This window comes from Agrococcus sp. Ld7, assembly GCF_045064095.1.
GTDB lineage: Bacteria > Actinomycetota > Actinomycetes > Actinomycetales > Microbacteriaceae > Agrococcus.
In genome coordinates, this window is sequence record NZ_JBISGY010000033.1 from 25,339 (window position 1) to 51,394 (window position 26,056).

General features: G+C 70.9%; 25 protein-coding genes and 1 tRNA gene. 11 read left to right on the top strand and 15 right to left on the bottom strand.

Annotation, left to right across the window (positions count from 1 at the left end):
• Window positions 1-77: 77 nt before the first annotated feature.
• The 12 genes from ACJJVL_RS09885 to ACJJVL_RS09940 all read right to left on the bottom strand — a co-directional run bounded on the left by ACJJVL_RS09885 (window position 78) and on the right by ACJJVL_RS09940 (window position 14,402).
• Complete coding sequence (locus ACJJVL_RS09885) at window positions 78-269, bottom strand: hypothetical protein (protein ID WP_405218494.1); 192 nt, start codon at window positions 267-269, stop codon at window positions 78-80.
• A 40-nt stretch (window positions 270-309) separates the two neighbouring features.
• Window positions 310-480: a hypothetical protein gene (locus ACJJVL_RS09890; protein ID WP_405218495.1), complete on the bottom strand. Its 171-nt coding sequence runs from the start codon at window positions 478-480 to the stop codon at window positions 310-312.
• Window positions 477-2,288, bottom strand: a complete 1,812-nt coding sequence (locus ACJJVL_RS09895; RefSeq protein WP_405218496.1) for a DUF222 domain-containing protein — start codon at window positions 2,286-2,288, stop codon at window positions 477-479. The genes ACJJVL_RS09890 and ACJJVL_RS09895 overlap by 4 nt, the downstream gene beginning before the upstream one ends.
• A gap of 114 nt (window positions 2,289-2,402) precedes the next feature.
• Window positions 2,403-3,422, bottom strand: coding sequence for a hypothetical protein (locus ACJJVL_RS09900; RefSeq protein ID WP_405218497.1), 1,020 nt, complete (start codon window positions 3,420-3,422; stop codon window positions 2,403-2,405).
• A gap of 73 nt (window positions 3,423-3,495) precedes the next feature.
• Window positions 3,496-5,388 (bottom strand): malto-oligosyltrehalose trehalohydrolase, encoded by a 1,893-nt coding sequence (gene treZ / locus ACJJVL_RS09905; protein ID WP_405218498.1) that lies wholly within the window; start codon window positions 5,386-5,388, stop codon window positions 3,496-3,498.
• Window positions 5,389-5,490: 102 nt separating this feature from the next.
• Window positions 5,491-5,898 carry a hypothetical protein gene (locus ACJJVL_RS09910; RefSeq protein WP_405218499.1) on the bottom strand — a complete coding sequence of 136 codons (408 nt, stop codon included), beginning with the start codon at window positions 5,896-5,898 and terminating at the stop codon, window positions 5,491-5,493.
• The gene (gene treY / locus ACJJVL_RS09915) at window positions 5,895-8,225 is read right to left on the bottom strand and encodes a malto-oligosyltrehalose synthase (protein WP_405218500.1); all 2,331 of its coding nucleotides are present in this window, start codon (window positions 8,223-8,225) and stop codon (window positions 5,895-5,897) included. The genes ACJJVL_RS09910 and treY overlap by 4 nt, the downstream gene beginning before the upstream one ends.
• A gap of 17 nt (window positions 8,226-8,242) precedes the next feature.
• Window positions 8,243-10,552 (bottom strand): glycogen debranching protein GlgX, encoded by a 2,310-nt coding sequence (gene glgX / locus ACJJVL_RS09920; RefSeq protein WP_405218657.1) that lies wholly within the window; start codon window positions 10,550-10,552, stop codon window positions 8,243-8,245.
• A gap of 185 nt (window positions 10,553-10,737) precedes the next feature.
• Complete coding sequence (locus ACJJVL_RS09925) at window positions 10,738-11,409, bottom strand: Ltp family lipoprotein (RefSeq protein ID WP_405218501.1); 672 nt, start codon at window positions 11,407-11,409, stop codon at window positions 10,738-10,740.
• A gap of 275 nt (window positions 11,410-11,684) precedes the next feature.
• The gene (locus ACJJVL_RS09930; RefSeq protein WP_405218502.1) at window positions 11,685-12,158 is read right to left on the bottom strand and encodes a YbaK/EbsC family protein; all 474 of its coding nucleotides are present in this window, start codon (window positions 12,156-12,158) and stop codon (window positions 11,685-11,687) included.
• Between the two features lie 157 nt (window positions 12,159-12,315).
• Entirely contained in the window at window positions 12,316-13,356 is a 1,041-nt protein-coding gene (locus ACJJVL_RS09935; RefSeq protein ID WP_405218503.1) for an ABC transporter permease, read from the bottom strand.
• On the bottom strand, window positions 13,353-14,402 hold the full coding sequence (locus ACJJVL_RS09940; RefSeq protein WP_405218504.1) for an ABC transporter ATP-binding protein: 1,050 nt from the start codon (window positions 14,400-14,402) through the stop codon (window positions 13,353-13,355). Before ACJJVL_RS09940 ends, ACJJVL_RS09935 begins: the two co-directional genes overlap by 4 nt.
• A gap of 112 nt (window positions 14,403-14,514) precedes the next feature.
• Here ACJJVL_RS09940 and ACJJVL_RS09945 point away from each other — a divergent pair, with 112 nt between their 5' ends.
• Together ACJJVL_RS09945 and ACJJVL_RS09950 are read left to right on the top strand one after the other, a co-directional pair.
• Window positions 14,515-15,426: an EamA family transporter gene (locus tag ACJJVL_RS09945; protein WP_405218505.1), complete on the top strand. Its 912-nt coding sequence runs from the start codon at window positions 14,515-14,517 to the stop codon at window positions 15,424-15,426.
• A 59-nt stretch (window positions 15,427-15,485) separates the two neighbouring features.
• Complete coding sequence (locus ACJJVL_RS09950) at window positions 15,486-16,004, top strand: hypothetical protein (RefSeq protein WP_405218506.1); 519 nt, start codon at window positions 15,486-15,488, stop codon at window positions 16,002-16,004.
• A gap of 5 nt (window positions 16,005-16,009) precedes the next feature.
• Here ACJJVL_RS09950 and ACJJVL_RS09955 read toward each other — a convergent pair whose 3' ends face one another.
• Together ACJJVL_RS09955 and ACJJVL_RS09960 are read right to left on the bottom strand one after the other, a co-directional pair.
• Complete coding sequence (locus ACJJVL_RS09955; RefSeq protein WP_405218507.1) at window positions 16,010-16,732, bottom strand: LmeA family phospholipid-binding protein; 723 nt, start codon at window positions 16,730-16,732, stop codon at window positions 16,010-16,012.
• Between the two features lie 41 nt (window positions 16,733-16,773).
• Entirely contained in the window at window positions 16,774-16,974 is a 201-nt protein-coding gene (locus tag ACJJVL_RS09960) for a hypothetical protein (RefSeq protein ID WP_405218666.1), read from the bottom strand.
• Between the two features lie 133 nt (window positions 16,975-17,107).
• Between ACJJVL_RS09960 and aceB the strand changes: the two genes are divergently transcribed.
• The 9 genes from aceB (at window position 17,108) to pucL (ending at window position 25,820) form a co-directional block, all read left to right on the top strand.
• The gene (gene aceB, locus ACJJVL_RS09965; RefSeq protein ID WP_405218508.1) at window positions 17,108-18,712 is read left to right on the top strand and encodes a malate synthase A; all 1,605 of its coding nucleotides are present in this window, start codon (window positions 17,108-17,110) and stop codon (window positions 18,710-18,712) included.
• Complete coding sequence (locus ACJJVL_RS09970) at window positions 18,709-19,983, top strand: DUF6986 family protein (RefSeq protein ID WP_405218509.1); 1,275 nt, start codon at window positions 18,709-18,711, stop codon at window positions 19,981-19,983. The genes aceB and ACJJVL_RS09970 overlap by 4 nt, the downstream gene beginning before the upstream one ends.
• Entirely contained in the window at window positions 19,980-20,792 is an 813-nt protein-coding gene (locus ACJJVL_RS09975; protein ID WP_405218510.1) for a bifunctional allantoicase/(S)-ureidoglycine aminohydrolase, read from the top strand. Before ACJJVL_RS09970 ends, ACJJVL_RS09975 begins: the two co-directional genes overlap by 4 nt.
• Before the next feature lie 151 nt (window positions 20,793-20,943).
• Window positions 20,944-22,140, top strand: a complete 1,197-nt coding sequence (locus ACJJVL_RS09980) for a glycerate kinase (RefSeq protein ID WP_405218511.1) — start codon at window positions 20,944-20,946, stop codon at window positions 22,138-22,140.
• Complete coding sequence (gene allB, locus ACJJVL_RS09985; protein ID WP_405218512.1) at window positions 22,137-23,492, top strand: allantoinase AllB; 1,356 nt, start codon at window positions 22,137-22,139, stop codon at window positions 23,490-23,492. The genes ACJJVL_RS09980 and allB overlap by 4 nt, the downstream gene beginning before the upstream one ends.
• Before the next feature lie 84 nt (window positions 23,493-23,576).
• Window positions 23,577-24,047 carry a thioredoxin-dependent thiol peroxidase gene (gene bcp, locus ACJJVL_RS09990; protein ID WP_405218513.1) on the top strand — a complete coding sequence of 157 codons (471 nt, stop codon included), beginning with the start codon at window positions 23,577-23,579 and terminating at the stop codon, window positions 24,045-24,047.
• Between the two features lie 50 nt (window positions 24,048-24,097).
• Window positions 24,098-24,595, top strand: a complete 498-nt coding sequence (gene uraD, locus ACJJVL_RS09995) for a 2-oxo-4-hydroxy-4-carboxy-5-ureidoimidazoline decarboxylase (RefSeq protein WP_405218514.1) — start codon at window positions 24,098-24,100, stop codon at window positions 24,593-24,595.
• The gene (gene uraH, locus ACJJVL_RS10000) at window positions 24,592-24,918 is read left to right on the top strand and encodes a hydroxyisourate hydrolase (RefSeq protein WP_405218515.1); all 327 of its coding nucleotides are present in this window, start codon (window positions 24,592-24,594) and stop codon (window positions 24,916-24,918) included. The genes uraD and uraH overlap by 4 nt, the downstream gene beginning before the upstream one ends.
• A 2-nt stretch (window positions 24,919-24,920) precedes the next feature.
• The gene (gene pucL, locus ACJJVL_RS10005; protein ID WP_405218516.1) at window positions 24,921-25,820 is read left to right on the top strand and encodes a factor-independent urate hydroxylase; all 900 of its coding nucleotides are present in this window, start codon (window positions 24,921-24,923) and stop codon (window positions 25,818-25,820) included.
• Window positions 25,821-25,943: 123 nt separating this feature from the next.
• On the opposite strand, the gene ACJJVL_RS10010 is transcribed toward pucL, so the two are convergent.
• A tRNA-Gly gene (locus ACJJVL_RS10010) sits at window positions 25,944-26,014 on the bottom strand.
• Window positions 26,015-26,056 lie beyond the last annotated feature (42 nt).

The window sequence follows — 26,056 nt, forward strand, 5'->3', positions numbered from 1 at the left end:
TACCGGGCACGGGACGGGCCGCACGACGCCGCTCCCGTGCACGGGCCTCGCATCATCCGAAGCGCACCAGCGCAACCTCAGTGCGCGATGCTGCTGGAGGCTTCGCGGCGGCGTGCGACGCGCTCCCGATCCACCCGGGTCGGGGGTGTCGTCTGCCGCACGAGCGTGACAGCGGTGGCGATCAGCCCGACCGCGCCGATCGTTGCGACGATCGCGAGCCAGGTGGGGTCCAAGGCTGCGGTGCTGAGCAGGTGCGGGTGCATGGTCATGATGATGCGCTCATATCCGGGCCGGTGCCAGATGCGAGATTCACAGGCCGCCAGCCCACATGCCTTCGATGCTCACGGTGTGGGTGCCGCGCTCCTGACCGCGCTGGGGCGCGCGATAGCGCGCCTGGAGCTCGGCGAGGATGCGCCCTGCGCGCTGCTCGGCGTGCAGTCGTGCCGCGCGATCTGCAGCATCGACCGAAGCGGCCCTCACGTCCGCAGGATGATACAAGGGGGCAAAGCCCAGTCGCGGTGCGCGGCCAGCTGCCGCGAGCGCCGGTATCGACTCGTCGCCCCGCGTCGACGCTGCGCACCTGCAGCATTCATTCGCGACCGGTCGCGCGACCCGCGATCGGACCGCACGGGATCGCTGCGCCCCCGGCCGGCATCCGGATCCGGACGCGGCGTCACGAAGTGGTTGGCGCACGTCCTCTCGGGGGAACGCTTGTCATCGGGCGGAGCCTCACCGGAGTGCGCAGGATCGCGCTCCGGCAGGCGGACGGCGAGATTCGGCGCTGCCGCAGCACCGAGCGCAACCGGCGCTGCGGCGACCAGGTTCGCGCCGGCACGCCACCCACCGGCGTTGCGCGGCGGCTGCAGCTGGGCGACGACGCGCCAGCGGCCCGGCTGCGGACCGGCGCGCTCGACGCGCAGCCGCCCGGCGTGCACCTCATGATGATGGTGACTGCAGAGCAAAATGCCGTTGTCGATGTCGGTCGGCCCGCCAGCCAGCCAGGGCAGCACGTGGTGCACCTCGCACCAGGAAGGCGGCATGCCGCACCCCTTGACGGCGCAGCCCTTGTCGCGCAGCGCGAGCGCCCGACGCTGAGCCGGGGAGAACAGCCGCTGCGTGCGGCCCAGCATGAGCGTGTGGTGATGGTCGCTGATGACCGCGAGCTGCGCGGATCCGCCGCACAGGACACGGTCGACCCACTCGATCGGCAGCAGGTCGCCCGTGTGCTCGATGCGCAGATGGCCATCGCGGTGCTGGACGCCCTGCACATAGGCGAGATAGGCCTCGATCGTGCCCGTGAGCACCAGCGTCGGTGCCTCACCGCCTGCCGTTGGCGCGGCAGGGGAGGCGGCGTGCGCGCGCAGGATGCCGACGATGATGTCGTGCCGCTTCTGCTCCCGCGTGCGCTCGTCGACCGCCTCGATCACACCGTCGGGGGCGTCGTCGTCGATAGGCCCCTCGTCGGTCGACTCGAGCCCGCCCGGATCCTGGAACCGCACCCGCACGCGTGGGCCCTCATGCGCATCGACGAGGGACTTGAGCGAGGAGCCTTCTTCTGCCGGCGACACCACATGCAGCACCCACATGCCGTCCCCGCGCCGACGCAGCGTCGCGGACCGCATCACACGCTGCCGCTCGGCATCGGTGAGCAGCCCATCCGGATCGAGCATTGCGGCGTAGAGCTTGCCCTGCGCGGTCAAGAGCTCTGGCACAAGCGGCGCGGCCGCATCCGTCGCCGCGTCGACCAACGCGTTCTCGGCCCACGCGAGCTCGCCCGCGTCAGCATGCGGTGCAGCGGGCTCGAGCACCTGCACGATCGCCTGCGCCTGAGCCAGCGAGAGCGCTCCGACCCCGAGTGCCCCTGCTACTCGGGGATAGCGTGCCGGTACCTCTCCTCCGGAGATCACCGGGGACGCGGCCGTGGCTGCGGCTACAGCGAGCAGGTCGGCTGCCTCACGTGCTCGGGACCCGAACACGCTCGCGAGCGCCTCCTTCGCGCTGCGTGCGCCCAGCCTGCCGCAGAGCGACTCGCTGGCTGGCCTCCGCGAGCGCGACGCGACCTCGGCAGCGAGATGCACCTGCACGGCGTCGACAACGCGGGCGAGCTCGGCGGCTCTACCGAGCAGCTCGGTGATCGTGGCATCCGATTCGAGCGGGAACGAGGAGGTCTCGGCGAGCAGCGACCGCACGGCACGCACCGCGTCGACCGCCAACGCGGCGCAGGCTGCCGTGTTCTGGTCGATGCCCGACATCTTCGCCTCCGGCTGATCGAATGTGTGTTCGAACACACTCTACGAGATAGCGCAGACACTCGCTCGGGAACGCACGGCGGCTGTGGAGAACGCACGGTGCATGCCCCGTCGGGCGGTGCCTTCGGCACTGACGAGCCAGCATGATGAGGCTCAGCCGAGCAGGCTCCACCCCGAGGGCATGAAGCCCTCGGCTTCGAGCGTGAAGCGACCGATCGCAGTGGCAGGGCGCTTCCGCAGCTTCGCGTTCGATGAGCGCAGCTCCTTGAACGGCTTGCCGTAGACCGTCACCTCGCGGCTCGCGGCGAACTCCTGGTCGGGGCGCTCCCGCGGGATCGTCAGCACCCGACCGGACGCCCAATCGGGCTCCCGCGGCATCACCGGCGCCAGCTCGATCGCACTGCCGCCGGGTTCGAGGAACCCGCCGAACGCGACGGGGTCGCCGCCGCGCACGGGGGTCAGCCAGCGCATCCATCGCCCGGGGTCGAACTCCGGCAGCGGCTCACGCGCAGCGGCCTCGATAGCGCGGCGCGTGCCGATCAGCCAGCGCTCGTACTCGCGATCCTCCGCACCGTCGAACGCGTACAGCTGCACGTCGAGCAGCGCGTCGTCGGCGTCGAGCGCGTGCTGCTCGATGGTGAGCGTGTCGGCGCGCACGGCCCCGTAGGCCCAGGGGTGGAGGGCCTTGCCGAATCGGGTTGCCGCCTCGACGACCAGCCCACCGGTCTCCTCATCCAGCTCGGCTTCCACGCGGAGCGGGACGCCCTGCGCATCGATCGCCCACAGACCGAAGGGGTTCACGGGCGCGTCGCCCTCGCGCTCCGGCGGGGCCTCCTGCAGGAATCGGTCGGGCGTCGATGCGATGAGCAGGTCGCGCTCGTCCGACTCCCACTCGTCGTCGAGGGTGGCGTCGCCGCGCACCTCGGCGGTTCTCGACTCGGGCTCGAGGTCGATCTCGACCACCCAGCCGTACTCCTCGTCGAGGTCGACGACCTGCTTGACGAGGGTGCTGTAGATGCCGGGCGGGATCTCGCCCGCGCCGTCCGGCACGAGCACGTAGGTGCGCGCGATCCGCGTCGGGTCGTTCGAGAGTGCGATCTCGACGATCGGCCCGCGCCGCGTCTCGAGGAAGCCATGGATGGGGAAGTCGAGCTCGCCGACGGTCTGGGTCACGGGTCTACGGTATTGCGGTTTCGGGCGCGCCAGGCTCGTGACGTACTCGGACCCGTGGCTGCGGCGTGCCCGCTCAGGCGAGCAGGGCGCCGCTGCCGGGCGGGAGCGTGAGCACGCCGCCGTCGACGGCAACGGACGGATGCGTCTGGAAGCGGATGCGGTCGTTCGTGACGGGGATGGCCTGGGGTTCGGCGCCGAAGTTGATGATGATCTCGACCGACGGGGTGGCCGGGTTGGTCTCGTGACGCGAGCCGGCTGCGCCGGCGCGCTCCTCGACCGACGGGGTGGGACGCGAGCCGGCTGCGCCGGCGCGCTCCTCGACCGACGGGGTGGGACGCGAGCCGGCTGCGCCGGCGCGCTCCTCGACCGACGAGGCGGGCGACGGGGTGCGCGTGCCGCGCGTCAGGCGGAGGACTCGCGTCTGCTCGTCGGACTCGACACGGTTGCGCGCATAGTGCGGGTCCGTGAGCGCCTCGAGCTCGCTCCGGAGCCCCGCGAGCCGCCGGTAGCCGTCGAGCACGCGGGCGTGGCCCTCGCGCCGCAGCTCGGTCCAGTCGAGCTTCGAGTGCTCGAACGTGGCGGGATCCTGCGGGTCGGGCACGACCGACTCGTCCCAGCCCATGGCCTCGAACTCCGCCAGCCGCCCGTCGGCGGTCGCCTTGCCGAGCTCGGGCTCGGGGTGCGAGGTGAAGAACTGGAACGGCGTCGACGCGCCCCACTCCTCCCCCATGAACAGCATCGGTGTGAAGGGGCCGCCGTAGAGCAGCAGCGCGGCGCAGAGCAGCTGCGACTCGTCGAGCACCTCGCTCGTGCGATCGCCGCGCGCCCGGTTGCCGATCTGGTCGTGGTTCTGCGCGCTCACGACCAGGCGCCACGACAGCGATCGCGCGGTGTCAATCGGGTGCCCGTGGTCGCGACCGCGGAAGGAGGAGAACGTGCCGTCGTGGAAGAAGCCGCGCTCGAGCGATTTCGCGAGCGCAGCCAGCGGCTCGAAGTCGGCGTAGTAGCCCTCGGTCTCGCGCGTGAGCGCCACGTGCACGCCGTGGTGGAAGTCGTCGGACCACTGCGCATCCAGCCCATAGCCGCCCGCCTCGCGCGGCGTGATGAGCTTCGGGTCGTTCAGGTCGCTCTCGGCGATCAGCTCGAGCGGGCGCCCCAGGTGCGTGGCGAGCGCGGCGGTCTCGATCGCCATCTCCTCGAGGATCTGCGGCTCGCTGTCGTCGACGAGCGCGTGCACGGCATCGAGCCGCAGCGCGTCGACGTGCATGGTCTCGAACCAGAAGCGCACATTGTCGAGGATGTGGCGGCGCACGGCCGGCTCGTCGAGGTTCATGTGGTCACCCCAGGTCGAGCGCCCCTCGCTCGAGAGGTACGGTCCGAACAGCGGCAGGTAGTTGCCCGACGGCCCGAGGTGGTTGTAGACGACGTCCTGCACGACCGCGAGCCCCGCTGCGTGCGCGGCGTCGACGAAGCGCTGGTACGCCGCCGGTCCGCCGTAGCCCTCGTGCACCGCGAACCAGGCCACGCCGTCGTAGCCCCAGTTGTGGGTGCCGTTGAAGGCGTTCACGGGCAGCAGCTCGACGTGCGTCACACCGATCTCCAGCAGGTGGCTGAGGCGCTCCGCGGCAGCGTCGAGCGTGCCCTCGCGAGTGAACGTGCCGATGTGCAGCTCGTAGAGCACGCCTCCGGCGATCGGGCGACCCGTCCATGCGGCGTCGGCCCAGTCGTGGGCGGATGCGTCCCACGTGCGCGAGCGCTCGTGCACGCCGTGGGGCTGCCGCGTCGATCTGGGGTCGGGCCGCACCGCGTCGTCGTCGTCGATGCGGAAGCCGTAGTCGCCGGCCGGCGCGGTCGCCTGCCACCAGCCGCCCGGCTCGGACGCCATCTCGACGGTCGTCTCGCCTGCGACCACGCGCATCCGCTCGGCATGCGGCGCCCAGACCCGGTACTCGTGCAGCTCGCTCATGCACCCGATCGTGCCATCGGCGCCTCAGCGCCAGGTGTGCGCGCGGCGAGCCACGCGCCGGATGCCGACCGCGGGAACACTGCGCCGCCTTCGTCGCCGCCGTCAGCGCGAACGTGACTCGTCGAACCAGTCGGTCGAGCCGGGCAGGAAGAGCATGCCGACCAGCAGCAGCCACACCGCCGAGAACGCGGCAGCCGCACCGAGATCGCCCGTGGCCGCGCCGGTGGAGAGCCGCGTCGCCGTCGTCACGACCGCGACCGCGAGCAGGGCCCAGCGACCCCACTCACGGCGTCTTGTGGCCGACAGCAGCGCGAGCGCCTGGACTGCCACGATCACACCCGCGGCGACCAACGGCAGGGTGCCCGACGGCAGCAGCTCGCTCGGGATCCCGACCGCGAGCAGCGTCAGCTCAGCCGGGCCGCGCCCCAGGAGGCTCAGCACCACCAGCACCCCGCAGCCCAGCACGAGCACGAGCAGCGCGCGAAAGGCTGCGAGCAGCCACGCGCTCACTGCTCGATGCGTGTCAGCAGTGCGACGGGCAGGGCTTCGAGCAGGTCGGCCAGACGCACGGTTCCGCCGTCGAGCTCGCGCCCGGTGAGCAGCTCGCGCCAACGACCCTCGCCGTCCGGCAGCTGCAGGGTCGTGTCACCCCAGCCGCCGCGTGCGTCGAGCCCGATCGGGAGACGCGTGGCGACGGCCACCGCTCCGCCGCGGTCGAAGGCGATCACGTGCTCGGCCGCCTCGCCGTGGCCGAGCAGCGGCGCGTAGTCGTCGAACCGCTCCGGGTGCGCACGGCGCAGGTGCAGCGCCTCGCGCACGAGCCGGGTCTTCGCGACCTCGAGATCCCACTCCGACGACAGCGGCTCGCGCGCCGCCTCACGCAGCGCATCCATCCGGTCCCAGTCCACCGGGCGGCGGTTGTCGGGATCGACGAGCGACTGCTCGAGCGCCTCGGCGCCCTGGTAGACGTCGGGGAAACCGGGGATCGTGAGGTTCAGCAGCTTCGCCGCCAGCACGTTCGCGCGGAACCCGGTCTCGGTCTCGGCGAGGAACGCCTCCACATCGCTCGCGGCCGGCTGCGCGGAGACGTTCCGCACCAGCTCGGTGAGGTTCGCCTCGAACGCAGTGTCCGGATCGGTCCAGTGCGTGATGGCATCAGCCTCCCGCGCGGCCTTCTCCATGTAGGCGACCAGGCGATCCTCGCTCGCGGGCCAGGCCCCGACGATCGCCTGGAGCAGCAGGTTCGCGAAGGCGCGGCCGCGGTGCGGTGCGAACACGAGGAGCTTGTCGAGCAGCGCCTCCCATGCCTCCGGCACCTCTGCGATCGTCGTGATGCGCGCACGCACGTCCTCGCCGCGCTTGGTGTCGTGCGTCGAGAGCGTGTTCATCGCGTGCGGCCACTCGGCCTGCCGCCGACCCATGGAGGCGTGGAAGTCGGCCACGTCGATGGCGAAGACGTCGGGATCGCCACCGACCTCGTTGAGGCTCGTGAGCCGCGAGTAGCGGTAGAAGGCGGTGTCCTCCACACCCTTCGCCATCACCATGCCGCTGGTCTGCTGGAAGCGCAGCGCCGCAGGCTGACGGGCGTTGCCGAGCACCGGCAGCAGTGCATCGATCGTGCCGGCGAGGTCGGGACGGTAGCCCTTCGCCCGCTCGGCCGCGGTGCCGAGGTGCTCGAGCCCGTCGGGCAGGTAGGAGCGGTAGACCGGGAAGCACGCCAGCAGCTCGGCGATCGCATCCGCCGTGTCGGCTGGCGCTCCCTCGTCACCCCACGCATCCGCCGCCCGCACCTCGCGCTCGAGGCGCAGCACCTCTGCGCGCAGGATGCCGTCGGCGATGCGACGCTTGGTGCGATGCGTCAGCTCGGCCCAGTCGACGCTCTCGCCACCGCGCAGCCGCGCGTCGAGCGCGTCCAGCCGATCGGCGGCGGAGGCGTCGGTGAGCACGCGGTCGATCGCGGCGAGGGTGTCGTAGCCCGTGGTGCCGGCGGTCGCCCAGCGCGGCAGCTCCTCACCGGGCTCGAGGATCTTCTCGACCAGCACGAACCCGCCACCGGTGACGCGGTCGAGATCCTCGAGGTAGCCGCGCGGGTCGCGCAAGCCGTCGGGATGATCGACGCGCAGGCCGTGCACGAGGCCCTCGTCGAACCACCGCTCGATCTCGACGTGCGTGGCGTCGAACACCTCCGGCAGCTCGACCCGCACGCCCGCGAGCGTGCTGACGGCGAAGAATCGGCGGTAGTTCAGCTGATCGTCGCCCTGCTTCCAGTGCCCGAGCCGGTAGTGCTGGCGCTCCAGCACCTGCTGCGCGGTGCCCTCGCCCGTGCCGGGTGCGACCGGGAGCCGCGTGTCCCAGTAGCGCAGCGCCTCGCCGCCCTGCTCGAGCTCGAGGTGGGCGACCGTGCCGTCGGCCGACCAGTCGTCATCGCCGACGATCGGCAGCAGCAGCTTGCCGCCACCGGCCTCCCAATCGATGTCGAACGCATCCGCGAGCGCACTCTCCGGGCCGTCCCGCAGCACCTGCCACCACCAGCTGTTGTGCTCGGGCGTCGCGACGCCCACGTGGTTGGGCACGATGTCGACCAGCACGCCCATCCCGAGCCTGCGTGCTTCGGCGGCAAGCGCATCCAGGCCCTCTCTGCCGCCGCGCGAGGTGTCGACCTGCGCGTGCGAGACCACGTCGTAGCCGTGGTCGCTACCGGGCTCGGCCTGCAGGATGGGCGAGAGGTAGACCCAGTCGACACCGAGGTCGGCGAGCGCCTCGAGCCGCCGGGCGGCATCGCAGAGGGTGAAGGCCTCGTTGATCTGCAGGCGGTAGGTGCTGTGGGGCGTGCGCACGTGACTCCTCGATGCGGTCAGTGGTCGGTATCGGATGCGTCGGGTACGACGCCGTCGACGCCGGGCTCCACGGGCTGATCGGCATCGGGGGCCGGTGTCGACATGTGCAGGGGCCTCGCCTCATGCGGCGTGGTCTCCGCCGTCGTCACAGGGCCCGGTGCGGAGGTCCCGGACGCCGCGGCGACCGATGCCGCGACCGAGTAGTCCTGATCCACGGCTGGGAGGTGCTCGCGCAGCACGGCGATGGAACGGGGCGCGAGCCTGCCGACCTCGCCAGCGCGCACGGGACCCTCGCTGGATTCCTGTGCGCCGGTGTCGATCAGCACATCCCACGCCTCGGCGTACTCGGCGGGCGGGATCGTGATCTCCCGCTCCTCCTCCGAGGCATTGCAATAGATCAGGAAGTGGTTGTCGATCAGCCGCTCGCCGCGCGCGCCGAGACCGGAGATACCGCCGCCGTTCAGGTACATCCCCAGCGTCTTGTCGGACTCCGCCTCCTGCCAGTGGTCGGACTCCATGGGCGTCGCGTCGGGGAGGAGCCAGACGATGTCGTTCAGCCGCTCACCGTCGCCGGTGCGCACCGTGGTGCCCGTGAAGAAGCGCTTGCGACGGAACGTCGGGTGGTCGTGGCGCAGCTTCGCGACCGCGGCGGTGAACTCGATGAGCGGCTGGTCGATGTTCGACCAGTCGACCCAGCTGAGCTCCGAGTCCTGGGCGTAGGTGTTGTTGTTGCCGTTCTGCGTGCGACCGAGCTCGTCGCCGTGCAGCAGCATCGGCACCCCCTGGCTCAGCAGCAGGGTGGCGAGGAAGTTGCGCTGCTGGCGCGAGCGCACCGCCTGGATCTCCGGATCGTCGGTGGGGCCCTCGACGCCGTAGTTGTAGGAGCGGTTGTGGCTCTCGCCATCGTTGCCGTCCTCGCCGTTCGCGTCGTTGTGCTTCTCGTTGTAGCTCACGAGGTCGCGGAGCGTGAAGCCGTCGTGCGCCGTGACGAAGTTGATGGATGCGACCGGGCGCCGACCCGAGTGCTCGTACAGGTCGGCCGAGCCCGACATGCGGCTGGCGAACTCACCCAGTGCCGTCGGCTCACCGCGCCAGAAGTCGCGCACCTGGTCGCGGTACTCGCCGTTCCACTCGGTCCACTGCGGTGGGAAGTTGCCGACCTGGTAGCCGCCGGGACCGATGTCCCACGGCTCGGCGATCAGCTTCACCTGGCTGATCACCGGATCCTGCTGCACCATCTCGAAGAAGGTCGAGAGCTTGTCGACGTCGTAGAACTCGCGCGCGAGGGTGGCGGCGAGGTCGAAGCGGAAGCCGTCGACGTGCATCTCGGTGACCCAGTAGCGCAGCGAATCCATGATGAGCTGCAGCGAGTGCGGATGCGCGACGTTCAGGCTGTTGCCCGTGCCCGTGTAGTCCATGTAGTACTGCTCGTCGTCCTCGACGACGCGGTAGTAGGCGCGATTGTCGATGCCTCGCCAGCTGAGCGTCGGGCCCATGTGGTTGCCCTCGGCGGTGTGGTTGTAGACCACATCCAGGATGACCTCGATGCCGGCCTCGTGCATGGCCTTGACCATGCCCTTGAACTCCTGCACCTGCTGGCCGAGCTGGCCGGTGCCCGCGTACTCGGCGTGCGGCGCGAAGAACGCGAGCGTGTTGTAGCCCCAGTAGTTGCGCAGCCCCTTCTCCATCAGCGTCGCGTCGTGCACGAACTGGTGCACCGGCATGAGCTCGATCGCCGTGATGCCGATCTTCTGCAGGTGCGCGATGACCGAGGGATGCGCGAGTCCGGCATACGTGCCGCGCATCTCCTCCGGCACCTCCGGATGCGTCTGCGTGAGGCCCTTGACGTGCGCCTCGTAGATGATCGTCTCGTTGTACGGCGTGCGCGGGTAGCGGTCGCCCGTCCAGTCGAAGAACGGGTTGATCACGACGCCCTTGACCATGTGCGGCGCCGAATCCTCCTCGTTGAGGCTGAGCGGATCGCCGAAGTTGTAGCTGTGCAGCGGCTGGCCCCAGTCGATCGAGCCGATCGTCGCCTTCGCGTACGGGTCGAGCAGCAGCTTCGCGGGGTTGTGCCGCAGGCCTCGCTCGGGCTCGTAGGGGCCGTGCACGCGGTAGCCGTAGCGCTGACCGGGCTGCACGGACGGCAGGTAGGCGTGCCACACGAAGCCGTCGACCTCGGTCAGCTCCACCTTCGTCTCGACGTCGTCCTCATCGAACAGGCAGAGCTCCACGCGCTCGGCGGATTCTGTGAAGAGGGCGAAGTTCGTGCCGGAGCCGTCGAACGTGGCGCCGAGGGGGTAGGCCTCACCGGGCCAGACCTGCAGGGCGGGAGAGATGTCAGTCACTCTGCCGAGTGTATGCGGCCCAGTTTCGCGTCCGGTGTGCGCGGCCTGTCGCAGCTCGCCGCTACCGGCCACTGCGATGTGCACGCAGGCTGCACCCCACGCGCCAGAGCGCGATGACAGTGCCGCTGCGTGCACATCTCAGGTGCACTGCGCGAAGATGCAGATCAGTACCCGACTGCGGTGGCACCGAACGCGGCCTGCTCGGCCGAGAATCCCTCGAACACGAGCTGGTCGATCAGGCCCTGTCGGGAGAACGCCATCGTGTCGAGATAGTTCTGTGCCTTCACAGCGGCCTGCTCGTTCCAGTCCGCGGCGAGCGAGTCGACAGCGACCGTCGCATCGGCCTCCGCGTAGCCCTCGAATACGAGCTGCTCGATCAGACCGCTCCGCGAGAAGCCCATGAAGCGCAGATAGTTCTCAGCAGCGCTGATCGCATTCTGCTGTGCCATCGAGTAGTCGGGTGCGGCAGCGGCTTCTGCCTCTTCGGCCTCGGCCGCAGCAGCGGCGGCCTCGGCGTCCGCTGCCTGCTGCTCGGCTGCCGCCAACCGCTCTGCCTCTGCTGCAGCTGCCTGCTCAGCTTCGGCTGCTGCCGCGGCTGCAGCTTCGGCATCCTGCTCAGCCGCAGCCTCCTCGACCGCCGGATCCTCGGAAGCGACGACTGCAGCGCGCGTGGGCGCTGTCGGGGCGGCCGCTCCTCCGCCCCCGAGTGCCCCGCCGATGCTCGCAACGATCAGCAGGCCGATCACCACCGCAATCCAGAACCAGACCCGCTTGTAGATCGGCTTCTTCGGTGGCTGCTGCTGGATGCCTGGCCGAGCCTGGAACTGCGGCGGCAACGCGGGCGGCGCCTGGTACTGCGGCGGCGTGACGTGTTGGGCCGCTCCGGCCTGTCCGGCCAGCTGCTGGGTCGCTGACAGGCGTTGCGTCGGAGATGGCTGAGGAGCGCTGGTCTGCATTGGATTGGGCACCCCGGTGGGGTTTGGCGTCGTGTTCGACATGGAGACTCCGATGTAGGAGCCGGAGGCTGGGGCCCTCCGACGTGACCGCCAGTTAAGAAGAAATGCGCATCGTGCACCAGATCGCTGCGACCCTCTTGTAGAAAGCCTGAGCGTCAGTCGGCGACAACGCGCTCCTCGCCGCCGGTGATGCGCAGCAGCTCGTCGTAGCGCAGCATGAAGACGGTGTCGGGGGTGCCGGCTGCCGTCGAGAGCTGGGGGTAGTCGCGCAGCGCGACGTCCACGAGGGTGCGGATGGGCGCGGGATGGCCCAGCGGCGCGACGCCGCCGATCACCTGCCCGGTCGCGGCGCGCACCTGCGCGGGGGTGGCGCGCTCGATCGGCCCATCCCCCAACTGCTCGGCGAGCGCGGCGGTGTCCACGCGGTGGCGGCCGGAGGTCATCACCAGCAGCGGCGCGTCGGCCATCCAGAAGATGAGCGAGTTGGCGATCGCGCCGACCTCGATGCCCAGCGCGGCCGCTGCCGCCTTCGCGGTGTGCACGCCCTCGGGGAAGTGGATGACCTCGCGGTCGATGCCCAGCGCGTGCAGCTGCTGCTGGATGGACTCGGCCCTCTGCGGAAGCGTCATGCCCCCATCCTGCCCGCTCGCCTCTCCCTGACGGCCCTCAGCCCACCCGCCTCCACACAACGCAAGCCCGGGCGACGCTGCGAGCGGCATCGGCCGCGACGCTGCTCTGCTCGCCGCCGAATCCGGTGTTCGGGCTTGCGTTGTGTCAGGGGTGGGGTCAGGCGATGCGGCTGCCCGCCGCCAGCGTGCGCGCGGGCGCGCGCACCGCGCCGATCGCGCCCCAGACCGCGGCTCCCGCCAGCAGCAGGTGCAGGCCGAGGCCGACGAACCAGCTCGGCAGCGTGCGCTCGTGGATCTCGCTCGCCAACTCCTGCGGCATCCCCTGGTCGTCGTAGTCGGCGCACGACTCGCCACGCGGAGGCTCCTGCGCAGCACGCACCCCGTAGCCGATCTGCCCGAAGAGGTCGTCCGGATACCCGCTCGCGTCGTAGTGCGGCGGGATCGCGTCGGCCATGATCACGTAGGGGTTCGCGGCCAGCATCAGCCACACGCGATCCGGGCGCGGGACCGTGATCTCGTAGGTGCGGTCGGTCTCTCGGCAGGTGGAGGCGCCGGTCTGCTCGTCGTAGTCCCACGTGATCTCGTTGCGCGTCTCCTCGGTCTGCAGCGCGAGCATGCCCACGCCGAAGCCGACCAGCGTGCCGACGCTGAAGAACGCGACCACCAGGTAGGTGACGACCGTCGAGAGCACCGGCTTCCGGATCAGGCCGGAGAGCCCGACACCGATGGCCGAGATGACACCGATCTCAAGCACCAGGACGGGGATCGCGACCAGCACCGCCTCGAGCCGCAGACCGCCGAGCGACGCCGAGATGAGCATGAAGGGCGCGCACACCGCCAGGAAGCCGAGCGAGGCGATCCAGGAGCCGATCACCTTGCCGAGCACCAGCTGCGTGGCGCTCACCTGCGTCACCTGCGTGGAGGCGAGCGTGCCGGCATCGCGGTCGCCGTTGATCGCGTTGCCGCTGAGCGCGGGCGTGACGAGCGAGGTGACGAGCAGCACCAGGAAGATGGTCATCGAGAAGATGGCGCCGCCGAGGTCTCGCTGGAACCCGCTGAGCGCGAGGAACAGCACGGTGATCACGCCGCCGACGACGAGGGCGACGACGCCGAGCAGCACGTACCAGGCGACCGATCGCACACGCTGCTGCAGCTCCAGCCCGACGACCACGCCGAGCATGCGCAGCCAGGCGCTCATCGGGCACCTCCAGCGAGACCCAGATAGGTGCGCTCGATGTCGCCCACCGAAGGCGCGAAGTGCGTCACGGCGACGCCGGCCTGCACCAGCAGCGCCAGCACCGCGGCGGCATCCTCGTCTCGGTCCAGCGCGACGTAGGCGATGTCGCCCTCGATGCGGACGCGGTCGAAGGCGACACCGATGTGCGCGAGCTGGTAGCTGAGCGCCCGCGCATCCAGCGCCTTGATCCGCCACTCGCGGGCAGCCTGCTTCGCGAGCACGAGCCGCTCGCCGCCGACCACCTCGCCCCGGTCGACGAAGACGGCGTCGTGCGCCATCTCGTCGAGCTCCGAGAGATCATGGCTCGAGATCAGCACGGTGCCGCCGTCGGCGGCGAACCCTCGCAGCATCTCGCGCAGCTCCACGCGCGACGTCGGGTCGAGCCCGGCGGCAGGCTCGTCGAGCAGCAGCACCCGGGGTCGGTGCACGAGTGCGCGTGCGAGCCCGAGCCGCTGCTGCTGGCCGCGCGAGAGCACGCGACTCGGGCGGTTCGCGAGCTCCTCCAGCCTCGCCTCCACGATGAGCTCATCGGCGCGCGCCCTCGCCACGGCTCGGGGCTGCCCGTGCAGCCGACCGACGGTTGTCAGGATCGCGTGCGGCGTGAGCGTGCGCCACGTGCCGAGCACATCCGGCATCCAGCCCATCGCTCGCCGCACCGCCTTCGGGTCGCGCACGGGATCCGCGCCGTCGATGCGGATCGTGCCGGCATCCGGGGCCAGCAGCGATGCGAGCATCAGCAGCAGCGTCGTCTTGCCTGCGCCGTTGGGGCCGATCAGGCCGGTGACGCGGCCGGGCTTCGCGTGGAAGGACATCTCGCGCACCGCGTGCACGGTGCCGAAGCTGCGCGCGACGAACTCGACGACGATGCCGCCGGCATCGAGCGCCACGCGCTCGGACTGCTGCGCGAGCGGATCGACGAACACCGGAGGGGCGGATGCGGGGATCGGCTCGGGAGCGTCAGGAGCGCTCGCGCTCACGCCGGGACCCGCGCGTGTCGGGACTGCCATGTCGTCATGGGCTCATCCTGCCCGGCGCGGGCCGGAACGCCTACCGGCGCCCCGGAACATCAGCCGCAAGGATGATGCGGTCGCGAGCGCCCCGCACGCCTACCCTGGATCGGTGCCCCGCATCCGTCGACCCTCCACCAGCGGCATGGTCGCGGGCGTGCTGCTGGTGCTGTGCTCGATCTCGTCGGTGCAGTTCGGCGCCTCGATCGCGAAGACGCTCTTCGACCGCATCGACCCCGCGGCACTCACGCTGCTGCGGCTGGCGATCGCGGCGGTCGTCATGCTGCTGATCGCGCGGCCCCGCATCCGGTCGTGGCATCGCGCCGCGTGGCGCTCGATCCTGTTCCTGGGTCTCGCGCTCGCCGGCATGAACCTGCTGTTCTACCTGGCGCTGCCGCGCATCCCGATCGCGGTGGCCGTGACCCTCGAGCTCGTCGGGCCGCTCATCGTCGCGCTCTCGCACTCGAAGCGCGCGATCGACTTCGCCTGGGTCGGTCTTGCGGTGGTCGGGGTCGGCGTGCTGGGCGTGCAGTCGTTCGACGGCTCGCTCGATCCGCTGGGCGTTGTGCTCGCGCTGGCCGCGGGGGGCTGCTGGGCCGCGTACATCCTCGCCTCCGCCTCGGTCGGCCGGCATGTGCCGGGCGTCGGCGGGCTCGCCGGCGCGCTCGTGATCGCGACGGTCGCGGTGCTGCCGTTCGGGCTGTTCGGCGTGATCGGCGCGGTCGCGGCCACGCCGAGCGTGCTGCTGCCGGCCTTCGCGGTCGCGATGCTCTCGAGCGCCATCGCCTACGGGCTCGAGATGCTGGCGCTGCGCCGCGTGCCGACCCGCGTGTTCGGCATCCTCATGGCGGCCGAGCCCGCCGCTGCGGCGATCTTCGGGTTCCTGGTGATCGGCGAGCTGCTCACGGGGCTGGACCTGCTCGCCCTCGCGCTCGTCGTCACCGCGTCGGCGGGCGTCGCGATCACCGCCGCGCGAGCGCGCCCCATGCCGCCGCAGACCGGCCAGATGCCGCTCGTCCCCTGACGCCGCGCGCCCGTGGCTCGCTGCCATCGGATCCGAACGAACGCTGGGAGGATGGATGCGTGGACGGGCACGATGAGGAGGCACGGCGGTGGGCGCCGCCGGAGCGTCGAGCCGCGCCCGACGAGCCGGGCCCGACGCGGGACGCCACCGCCGGCGGGGGCACCCCGCCATCGGCAGCCGCCCCCTGGACCCGCGCGCTGCCCCCGGCCAGAAATCCGCGCGATGCGCCCGCCGGGCCCGCCTCAGAGCTCCGTGCACCGGACGTGCCGTGGGACGCGCCGCCCGAGCCCGAGGCGGCTGATCAGCGTGAGCCGTCGATGCTGCCGATCGCGATCGGCATCGCGCTGCTCGCCGCGCTCGCGTGCGTACCGCACTGGGTCGCGCCAACGATCGCTCTGATGATCGCGCTCGTGGGACTGCCGATCGCGTGGGGCTTCCGCCGCATCTCGCACGGGCGCCGGCGCGTGCAGTACATCGTGGTGGTGCTCACGCTCGTGCTGGTCGCGGCACTCGCGGTGGTCGCGCCGCTCACGTGGCTGCAGCTGGGCGTGCTCGAGCCGCTCACCGTGCCGGACTGACAGACTCAGCAGGTGCCGTTCTCCTGCAGCGCCGGATCGTTGATGATGCCGCCGTCGATGTCGAAGCCCGCCACCAGCTCGTCATCCACCACGTCGATCGATTCCAGTGTCAGCGCCGCGGGCATCGAGGATGCGACACAGACGCTGCGATCCTGCACGAGCGGCTCGAGCAGCCCGCCGAACTGCTCGCGCAGCTGCGCTGCGGTGACCGTCACGTCCGCGATGCTGCCCGAGACGGGAGCGAGCACGAGCTCCCCGTCTGCGGCGCTGGGCTCGAGCACGAGGCCGAGCTGGATCGTCGCGCCGAGCACGGTGAACTCGGTCGACGCGGTGACGTTCGGCGCCTCGAGCTCGATGGCCTCCGCCGGGAAGCCATCGATGGTCGCTACGAGCGAGCGCAGCTGCTCGGTGCTCATGCGCACCTGCGCCGAGCCGCCGGCGGCCGCCCCGTCGCCACGGATCGGGAGGTCTTCGAGGCGCGCGGTGACATCACCGCCGAAGTCGCCGACCGTGACGGCCTCGGAAGCGATGCGCACGTCATCGAGCGTGCCGACGATGAGCTGCGGCAGGAGGATGCCGTCGACCTCCACGTCCACCGGGTGGTCGGCGGGCAGCCCGAGCTGCTCGACGACGGCGGATCGGATCGTGTCGGGCACCAGCTGACGCGCGGCGAGCTCGGCCGCCACCACCATCGCCACCACCACCAGGAGCACGACCCCGACGATCACGAAACCTCGCCCACGGTGGCGCGGGCGCTCCGGCCGGGCCGTCATGCGCCCTCGCCGAGCTGTGGGCGGGCGATCGTGCCGAGCTGTGGGCGGGCGATCGTGCCGAGCTGCTTGCTCGCGGACAGCTCGCTCAGCGTCACGTCGCCGTCGGCGTCGGCGTCGGCGTCGGCGTCCGTGATGATCTCCAGCAGCTCGAACACGCGCTCGACCGACTGGACTTCGCCGGATGCCTTCTCAGCCATGAGGCCGCCTCTCGATCAACGGTGCGCGACATCCACCATACGGAAACCCCAAGGTATGCCGCCGTCGGCATCACGCCTGCCATGCTCGTGGCACCCAGACGCGTGAGCACTGAGTCGAACCAGAGGAGCCCCAATGAGGTTGAGCATCCGCACCGCCGAGGCGCCGGATCGCGCTGATGAGATCCTCACTCCCGACGCGCTCGTGTTCGTCGAGCAGCTGCATGTGCGGTTCGCCGAGCGGCGTGACGAGCTGCTCGCCGCTCGCGGTGCGCGCCGCGACGCGGTCGCCCGCTCCGGTGTGCTCGACTTCCTGCCGGAGACCGCCGAGATCCGCGCGGGCGACTGGACCGTCGCCCCCGCTCCCGCCGCACTGCGGGATCGACGCGTCGAGATCACCGGGCCCGCGACCCCCGCGAAGATGGCGATCAATGCCCTCAACTCGGGTGCGAAGGTGTGGCTGGCCGACCTCGAGGACGCTTCGACGCCGACCTGGAGCAACGTCGTCGACGCGATCGCGACGCTGGCCGACGCGGCTCGCGGCGACCTGGCGTACACATCCCCCGAGGGGAAGACCTACGCGCTCCGCACCGACGCACCGCTCGCGGTCGTCGTCACGCGACCGCGCGGCCTGCACATGGTCGAGAAGCACATCGAGGTGGACGGCCGGGATGCTGTCGCGTCGCTGGTCGACTTCGGCCTGCACTGCTTCCACACCGCGAAGCAGCTGCTCGAGCGCGGTGCCGGCCCCTACTACTACCTGCCGAAGCTCGAGAGCCACCTCGAGGCGCGCCTGTGGAACGACGTGTTCGTCTTCGCCCAGGACGCCCTCGGCATCCCGCAGGGCTCGATCCGCGCCACCGTGCTGATCGAGACCATCCCCGCGGCGTTCGAGATGGACGAGATCCTCTACGAGCTGCGCGACCACGCCTCCGGGCTCAACGCCGGCCGCTGGGACTACCTGTTCAGCATCATCAAGTACTTCCGCGACGCGGGCGACGCCTTCGTGCTGCCCGACCGCGCGGATGTCGCCATGACCGCGCCGTTCATGCGGGCCTACACCGAGCTGCTCGTGCGGACCTGCCACCGCCGCGGCGCATTCGCGATGGGCGGCATGGCCGCGTTCATCCCCAACCGGCGCGAGCCCGAGGTCACCGCTGCCGCGTTCCAGAAGGTGCGGGACGACAAGACGCGCGAAGCGAACGACGGCTTCGACGGCTCGTGGGTCGCGCATCCGGACCTGGTCGAGATCTGCCGCGACGTGTTCGACTCGGTGCTGGGCGGCCGCCCCAACCAGATCGACCGCCAGCGGCCCGAGGTCGAGGTCACCGCGACCGACCTGCTCGACGTCACTTCGGCTCCGGGCTCCGTCACGGAGCAGGGGCTGCACACGAACCTCTCCGTGGCGATCGCCTACGTGGCGGCGTGGCTGTCGGGCAACGGCGCCGTCGCCATCCACAACCTGATGGAGGATGCCGCGACTGCTGAGATCTCTCGCTCGCAGGTGTGGCAGCAGCTGCGCAACGAGTCGGTGCTCGCCGACACCGGGGCCACCGTCACCCCCGAGCTGGTGCGCAGCGCCCTGGACGAGGAGCTCGAGCGCCTGCGCGGGGAGGTGCGCGAGGACGACTTCGAGCGCTACTACCGCCCGGCCGCCGACCTGGTCGCCGACCTCTGCCTGTCCAAGGAGTACACCGACTTCCTCACCACCCCCGCCTACGAGCTGCTGGTGACGCAGTGACGGCGGCACTGCTGAGCGCGGCCGACCTCGCCGTGTTCGACCAGCAGCTGACGGCGACCGACCGCATGCTCGCACGGCAGTTCCCGGGCGACGATGGCTCGCGCCAGCCGGTGCACACGGTCTACGTGCCCGCCGACACCTACACGAGCGACCTGCCTCGCAGGTGGGGCGCGGCTGCGCAGGCCGCCATCGCCGAGCAGGGCGGCATCGACGCGGTGCTGCGCTCGCTGCAGGTGCCGGAGGCGTTCGCGCCCGACGTCGCCAGGCTCGTGACGACCAAGCTCGAGAGGGAGCCGATCGAGGATCTCCGGCTCGACTTCGAGGACGGCTACGGCGATCGCGGGCGTGCGACGGAGGATGCCGACGTGTGCGCCGCCGCGAAGCGCCTCGCGGCGGCGCATGCCGAGGGCTCCGCGCCCGCGTTCTTCGGCATCCGCTGCAAGTGCTTCGAGGCGGCGACCAGGCAGCGGGGCATCCGCTCGCTCGACCTGTTCCTGTCGACGCTGCTCGATGCCGGCGACCTGCCGGACGGCCTGGTGCTCACGCTGCCGAAGGTGAGCACCGTCGCGCAGGTCGAGGTGATGGTGCAGATCTGCCGTCGCTTCGAGGAGCACTTCGGACTGACGCCGGGGCGCCTACGCTTCGAGGTGCAGGTCGAGACGCCGCAGCTGATCCTCGGGCCGAACGGCTCGTCGCCGCTCGCGAGCGCCATCCATGTTGCGGAGGGGCGCGTGAGCGGGCTGCACTACGGCACCTACGACTACAGCGCGTCGCTCGGCATCGCCGCCGCCTACCAGTCGATGGAGCACCCGGCCGCGGACCACGCGAAGCAGGTGATGCTGGTGGCCGCCGCGCAGACGGGGGTGCGGCTCTCCGACGGATCGACCAACATCCTGCCGGTGGGCGATGCCCAGGCTGTCGACAGCGCCTGGCAGCTGAGCGCGAGGCTGACGCGGCGTTCGCTCGAGCGCGGCTACTACCAGGGGTGGGATCTGCATCCGGCGCAGCTCGTGCCTCGCTTCATCGCGAACACGCTCTTCTACCGGGAGGGATTCGCATCGGCCACGACGCGCCTCGACAACTATCTGCGCGGCGTCGAGAGTGCCGTGATGGATGAGCCGGCAACGGCTCGCGCGCTCGCGGCGTTCGTCGCGCGCGGCCTCGCGTGCGGTGCCGTCACTGCCGACGAGATCACCGCCACCGGCATCGAGACCGGCGCGCTGGTCGCGCTCGCGCATCCCCGATTCGACGCGACACAGGAGTCAGCATGAACTACTACACCCCGCAGGGCGGGCTGCCGCCCCAGCGTGATCTGCTCACCGACCGCGCGGTCGTCAAGCAGGCCTACACGTTCATCCCGAAGGGGGTGCTGCGCGACATCGTCACGAGCAACCTGCCGGGCTTCTCGAACACCCGGGCGTGGATCATCGCGCGTCCCGTCGCCGGCGGCGCCACAACCTTCTCCCAGCTCATCGTCGAGATCGGGCCGGGCGGCGGAGCGGAGCGTCCGGAGCCGGAGGCAGGTGTCGAGGGCGTCGTGTTCCTGACCGCAGGCACGCTCACGCTGACGCTCGAGGGCGTCGAGCACGTGCTCGAGCCGGGCGGCTACGCGTTCATCGCACCCGGCGCCTCCTGGTCGCTCGCCAACGCCGGCGACACGGCCGCGAGCTTCCACTGGATCCGCAAGGCCTACGAGGCGGCGGACGGCATCGACCTGCCGAGCTCATTCGTCACCCGCGACCAGGACGTCGAGCCGCGACCGATGCCGGACACCGACGGCGCGTGGGCGACGACGCGGTTCGCCGACCCCGATGACCTCTCGCACGACATGCACGTGAACATCGTCACCTTCCAGCCTGGCGGCTCGATCCCGTTCGCCGAGACCCACGTGATGGAGCACGGCCTGTTCGTGCTGCAGGGGAAGGCCGTCTACCGGCTCAACGACGACTGGGTCGAGTGCGAGGCGGGCGACTACATGCTGCTGCGCGCCTTCTGCCCGCAAGCCTGCTACGCCGGGGGCCCGGAGCCGTTCCGCTACCTGCTGTACAAGGACGTCAATCGGCAGATCCGTCTCACCTGACGCCGGCTTCGACGCTGACATGCCCGATGGCGACCGCCGGCTCGTCTCGTGGCCCGTGCGCAGCGACGGGTTCCGCGCCACCATGTCCTGAGCGGGCACGGCCTCTGCGAGCGTGGCAGCACCGGCGACAAGCGGACCAGGAGGTTCTGACATGCGCGCAGCACGCGTCGTGATCGCACCCGACAAGTTCAAGGGCTCACTGGAGGCCCCGGCGGTCGCCCGTGCGATCGCGGACGGCATCCTCGCGGTGCGACCCGATGCGGAGGTGGATCTGGCTCCGGTCGCCGACGGCGGCGAGGGCACGCTGGATGCGGCGCTCAGCGCCGGCTACGAGCGCCGCTCCGCCACCGTGACGGGGCCGAGCAGCACCGCCGTGGAGGCGGACTGGGGGCTGCGCGGGTGCGAGGCCGTGATCGAGATGGCGCTCGCCTCCGGCCTCGCCGTCGTCCGCGGTGCGCCCGACGCGCTCCGAGCCACCAGCCGCGGCACGGGCGAGCTCATCCTCGCCGCCCTGGATGCCGGCGCCACGCACATCGTGCTGGGGGTTGGCGGCAGCGCGAACACCGACGGCGGCGCCGGCATGCTGAGCGCACTCGGCGTGCGGATGCTGGATGCCTCTGGGTCCGCGGTGGCCGACGGCGGCGCCGCACTCGTCGACGTCGTCTCCGTGGACGCATCCGGGCTCGACCCCCGGGTGGCAGGCGCAGCCTTCCTGCTCGCGAGCGACGTCGACAACCCGCTGCTCGGCCCGCAGGGCGCAGCAGCCGTCTTCGGACCCCAGAAGGGTGCGAGGCCGGAAGACGTCGTGCTGCTCGAGCTCGGTCTCTCCCGCTTCGCGCAGGCCGTGCAGGCGGCGTTCGACGCAGCCGGTGTCGCCGATGCCCCCGGCGCAGGGGCTGCTGGTGGCGTGGGCTTCGCCGCACTCGCGGCCCTCGACGCCGAGCGGCGCAACGGCATCGACGTGGTGCTCGACTTCACCCGACTGCACGAGCGCCTGCACGGCGCCGACCTCGTCGTGACCGGTGAGGGCAGCATCGACGAGCAGTCACTCGGCGGCAAGACCCCGGTGGGCGTCGCCCGGGCGGCTGCGGCGGTCTCGGTGCCGACCGTCGCCGTCTGCGGCCGCACGACGCTCGACCAGCAGCGCCTGCAGGATGCAGGCTTCCAGCACACCTACTCGCTCGCGTCCCGCGAGCCCGATCGCGAGATCAGCATGCGCGACGCCGCGCGACTGCTGCACCAGGTCGGCGAGGAGATCGCCGCGCGGCTGCCCGCTGCAGGCACCATGGCACCGGGCGATTCCGGCACGCCCCGCACACCTTCGACCACAGAGAGCGAACGAGCATGAGCGACCCCACCCCCGACGTCGAATACGACCTCGTCGTGCGCGGCGAGCGGATCCTGACGACCGCGGGCTTCCGGCCCCGCGAGATCGGCATCACCGATGGCGTCATCCGCGCGCTCGAGCCGCTGGGCCACGAGCTGCGCGGCCGCGAGACCGTCACCCTGCAGGACGATGAGGCCCTGCTGCCCGGGCTCGTCGACTCCCACGTGCACGTGAACGAGCCCGGCCGCACCGAGTGGGAGGGCTTCGCGTCCGCCACGAAGGCGGCGGCTGCCGGCGGCGTGACCACGATCATCGACATGCCGCTCAACAGCATCCCCCCGACCGTCTCGGTCGATGCGCTCGAGCTGAAGCGGAGCGTCGCTGCCGACCAGGTCTTCGTCGACGTGGGCTTCTGGGGTGGTGCCATCCCCGGCAACACGAGCGAGCTGCGCGCCATGCACGACAACGGCGTCTTCGGGTTCAAGTGCTTCCTGCTGCACGCGGGGGTCGACGAGTTCCCGCATCTCGATGCCGACGAGATGGAGGTGGACATGGCGGAGCTCGCGGGCTACGACTCGGTGCTCATCGTGCACGCGGAGGACTCCCGCGCCATCGACCGCGCACCCTCCGCGGAGGGCGACCACTACGACCGCTTCCTGGCCTCCCGCCCCCGCGGCGCCGAGAACATCGCGATCGCCGAGGTCATCGAGCGCGCCCGCTGGACGGGCGCCCGCGCGCACATCCTGCACCTCTCCTCCTCCGACGCGCTGCCGATGATCGCCAGCGCCAAGCGCGATGGCGTGCGCCTCACCGTCGAGACCTGCCCGCACTACCTGACGCTGCTGGCGGAGGAGATCCCGCACGGTGCGACGGCCTTCAAGTGCTGCCCGCCGATCCGCGAGGCGTCCAACCGCGAGCTGCTCTGGCAGGGCCTGCTGGACGGCACGATCGACTGCGTCGTGAGCGACCACTCCCCCTCGACGCTCGACCTCAAGGACCTCGACAACGGCGACTTCGCCGTCGCCTGGGGCGGCGTCGCGTCGCTGCAGCTGGGCCTGCCGCTCGTGTGGTCCGAGGCCAGGCGTCGCAACATCCCGCTCGAGCGCGTGGTGCAGTGGATGTCGGCGCGACCGGCCGCGCTCGCGGGGCTCACCCGCAAGGGCACGATCGCGATCGGCTTCGACGCCGATCTCTCGGTCTTCGCTCCCGACGCCGCCTTCGTCGTCGATGTGCAGCGCCTGCACCACAAGAACCCGCTCTCGCCGTACCACGGTCGAGCGCTGTCGGGCGTGGTGCGCGACACCTACCTGCGCGGGCAGCGCGTCGACTTCGAGCAGCCGCTCGGGCAGCTGCTGCGACGCGGCGCAGCCTGATCCACGCCCAACCGTGCAGGATGGCACCGACCGTCTGCGCAACCCGGCATGACCGCCGGGAACCCGACCCCGAAGGGAACGACCATGACCGACACACGCCTCGCCCCGGGTGATCCGCAGCCAGGATTCGCCCTGCCGGACGCGAGCGGCCAGCAGGTGCGACCGGAGGACTTCGCCGGCCGCCGGCTAATCGTCTACTTCTTCCCGGCCGCGTTCACGCCCGGCTGCACGACCGAGGCCTGCGACTTCCGCGACAGCCTCGCCTCGCTGAGCGCCGCCGGGGTTGCGGTGGTAGGGATCTCCCCCGACCCGGTCGAGCGGATCGCGCAGTGGGCCGAGGAGCAGCAGCTCGGCTTCCCGCTGCTGTCGGACGAGGACCACGCCGTTGCCGACGCTTGGGGCGCCTGGGGGCGCAAGGTCGTGGGCGGCGAGGAGCGCATCGGCCTGATCCGCTCCACCTTTGTGCTCGACCCTGAGGGGCGGATCGAGTCCGCCGAGTACCACGTCGATGCGACCGGGCACGTCGCGCGCCTGCGTGCGTCGCTGCAGGTCTGAGGCTCAGCCACAGGCGGCAGCACCCGACCGGCAAACCTGAAGGACAAGCAATGCAGCTTGCAGCATTCAACCGCATCGATGCCGAGGCGGCACGAGCAGTCGTGCGACCCTGCGTCGACATCGATCGCTGGGTCGACGCTCTCGTCGACGGCCGCCCCTACTCCAGCATGGAAGCGCTGATCGAGGCAGCACGCACCCGAGCGCTGCCTTGGACGGTCGCTGAGATCGACGGCGCCCTCGCGCACCACCCCCGCATCGGGGAGCGCGCGAGCGGCACGAGTGCTGAGGCCTCGCTGTCGCGTTCGGAGCAAGCCGGCCTCGGGGTCCAGCGCGAGGACACCGCCGCAGCCCTGGCTGCCGGCAATCGCGCATACGAGGAGCAGTTCTCGCGGGTGTTCCTCATCCGAGCCGCGGGTCGCAGCGCCGAGGAGATCCTCGCGTCGCTGCGTGAGCGGCTGACCCACACCGACGAGGAGGAGATCCCCGTCGTGGCTGACCAGCTGCGGCAGATCGCCATCCTCCGACTGGAAGGCATCTTCGGATCATGAGCCAGATCACCACGCACATCCTCGACGCCGCGCTCGGCGGCCCCGCCCGCGGGGTCGCGGTCGCGCTGCAGCGCGGAGACGGCAGCGAGATCGCAGCCGACGTCACCGACGATGCCGGGCGCATCGCGGAGCTCGGCCCCGAGCGGCTCGAGGCCGGCACCTACCGGCTCACGTTCGCGGTCGGCGACTACTTCAACCGCACCGATCGCGAGACCTTCTACCCCGTCGTGTCGATCGACTTCTCGGTCGCTGACGGAGACCAGCACTATCACGTACCGCTGCTCATCAGCCCGTTCGCCTACTCGACCTACCGAGGGAACTGAAGATGCCAGAGAGCAGGATCGTCCTCGGTGCAAACCAGTACGGCAAGGCGGAGGTCCGCCTGGTCCGCATTGACAGGGCCACGCCCCGCCACGAGATCACCGATCTCAACGTCTCCTCGCAGCTGCGCGGCGACTTCACCGCCGCGCACACGGAGGGCGAGAACGCCAGGGTCGTCGCGACCGACACCCAGAAGAACACCGTCTACGCGTTCGCCCGCGATGGCGTCGGCGCACCGGAGGACTTCCTCCTGCGGCTGGGCGCGCACTTCACGGACGACTTCGACTGGGTCACCGGCGGCCGCTGGGAGGCCGAGCAGTACACCTGGAGCCGGATCCCCGTGGATGGCGAGGGCCACGACCACGCGTTCGTGCGCGGTGGCACCGAGACCCGCTCGACCGTCGTCACGGTCGACGATGGCGAGACCACCGTCATCTCCGGCCTGCACGACCTCGCGGTGCTCAAGTCGACCGGCTCCGAGTTCCACGGCTTCCCGCGCGACCGGTACACGAGCCTCGTCGAGACGGATGATCGCATCCTGGCGACCTCCGTCACGACGAAGTGGCGCTACAACCGTGCGGACCTCGACTTCAACGCCGCGTTCGCTGACGTGCGCCGGATCCTGCTCGAGACGTTCGCGCAGACGCACTCGCTCGCGCTGCAGCAGTCGCTGTTCGCGATGGGCAAGGCGGTGCTCGAGGCCCACCCGGAGATCGACGAGATCAAGTTTTCGATGCCGAACCTGCACCACTTCCTCGTGGATCTCGAGCCCTTCGGGCTCGACAACCCGAACGAGGTCTTCTTCGCCGCCGACCGCCCCTACGGGCTAATCGAGGCGACCGTGCTGCGCGAGGGTGCAGCGACGGACCACGCTGCGTGGAAGGGCATCGCCGGCTTCTGCTGATCAGCTCGCGGGCCAGGCGGCGACTGCTGGGGCGGGCGCGCGACCGCCGTGTCAGCCGGTCGTCGCGCCGCTGGCCGCACTGTCCCGGCAGCAGCAAGGCCCGGTCGTCGACCGGGCCAAGGGAGCGGATGACGGGAATCGAACCCGCGCTATCAGCTTGGGAAGCTGAAGTTCTGCCATTGAACTACATCCGCGCAGCCGGAGACCGGCTGCCACCAGTGTACGCGACGTCGCGG

Coding starts and splice junctions, on each gene's coding strand:
- ACJJVL_RS09885 (WP_405218494.1), bottom strand. CDS start 269: ATGACCATGCACCCGCACCTGCTCAGCACCGCAGCCTTGGACCCCACC.
- treZ (WP_405218498.1), bottom strand. CDS start 5,388: ATGAGCGAGCTGCACGAGTACCGGGTCTGGGCGCCGCATGCCGAGCGG.
- ACJJVL_RS09930 (WP_405218502.1), bottom strand. CDS start 12,158: ATGACGCTTCCGCAGAGGGCCGAGTCCATCCAGCAGCAGCTGCACGCG.
- ACJJVL_RS09935 (WP_405218503.1), bottom strand. CDS start 13,356: ATGAGCGCCTGGCTGCGCATGCTCGGCGTGGTCGTCGGGCTGGAGCTG.
- ACJJVL_RS09940 (WP_405218504.1), bottom strand. CDS start 14,402: ATGGCAGTCCCGACACGCGCGGGTCCCGGCGTGAGCGCGAGCGCTCCT.
- ACJJVL_RS09960 (WP_405218666.1), bottom strand. CDS start 16,974: ATGGCTGAGAAGGCATCCGGCGAAGTCCAGTCGGTCGAGCGCGTGTTC.
- aceB (WP_405218508.1), top strand. CDS start 17,108: ATGAGGTTGAGCATCCGCACCGCCGAGGCGCCGGATCGCGCTGATGAG.
- ACJJVL_RS09975 (WP_405218510.1), top strand. CDS start 19,980: ATGAACTACTACACCCCGCAGGGCGGGCTGCCGCCCCAGCGTGATCTG.
- ACJJVL_RS09980 (WP_405218511.1), top strand. CDS start 20,944: ATGCGCGCAGCACGCGTCGTGATCGCACCCGACAAGTTCAAGGGCTCA.
- allB (WP_405218512.1), top strand. CDS start 22,137: ATGAGCGACCCCACCCCCGACGTCGAATACGACCTCGTCGTGCGCGGC.
- bcp (WP_405218513.1), top strand. CDS start 23,577: ATGACCGACACACGCCTCGCCCCGGGTGATCCGCAGCCAGGATTCGCC.
- uraD (WP_405218514.1), top strand. CDS start 24,098: ATGCAGCTTGCAGCATTCAACCGCATCGATGCCGAGGCGGCACGAGCA.
- uraH (WP_405218515.1), top strand. CDS start 24,592: ATGAGCCAGATCACCACGCACATCCTCGACGCCGCGCTCGGCGGCCCC.
- pucL (WP_405218516.1), top strand. CDS start 24,921: ATGCCAGAGAGCAGGATCGTCCTCGGTGCAAACCAGTACGGCAAGGCG.